Origin of the sequence: Streptomyces sp. SID13726 (genome assembly GCF_010548375.1) — a bacterium.
GTDB lineage: Bacteria > Actinomycetota > Actinomycetes > Streptomycetales > Streptomycetaceae > Streptomyces.
In genome coordinates, this window is sequence record NZ_JAAGLY010000469.1 from 1 (window position 1) to 436 (window position 436).

At 73.4% G+C, this 436-nt stretch carries 1 protein-coding gene; it reads right to left on the reverse strand.

The annotated features are described in order from the left end of the window. Positions 1-436, reverse strand: a 436-nt coding sequence (locus G3I78_RS48625) for an LLM class flavin-dependent oxidoreductase (protein WP_164437052.1), incomplete at both ends; no start/stop codon positions are given.

Consider the following 436-nt stretch of genomic DNA (forward strand, 5'->3'; position numbering starts at 1 on the left):
GCACCTCGTGGGCGAAGCGCCCGCGGTGGTAGGCGGGCCAGCCGCGCTCGCGGCCGATGCGGTTGTTCATGGCCGCGAAGTGCTCGTAGACCTCCTCCTGCGCCTGCTCGTCCGTGTCGGCGACGTGGCCGGGCGAGTGCACGCCGACCGGCAGCACCGGGTTCCCGAGCTCCTCGACGGCGCGGTGGTAGAGGTCCACGTAGGGCCGGAACCGCTCGGGCTCGCCGCCGATGATCGCGAGCATGAGGCCGAGCCCGTGCCGCGCCGTCCGGACCACCGACTCGGGCGACCCGCCCACGCCGACCCACGTGCGGAGCCGACCGCTCTCGGTCTTGGGCCAGACCTCCTGGTCGGCGAGCCCGGCGCGGGGCGTGCCCGACCACGTGACGGGTCTCTCGTCGAGCAGGTGGACGAACAGGTCGAGCTTCTCCTCGAA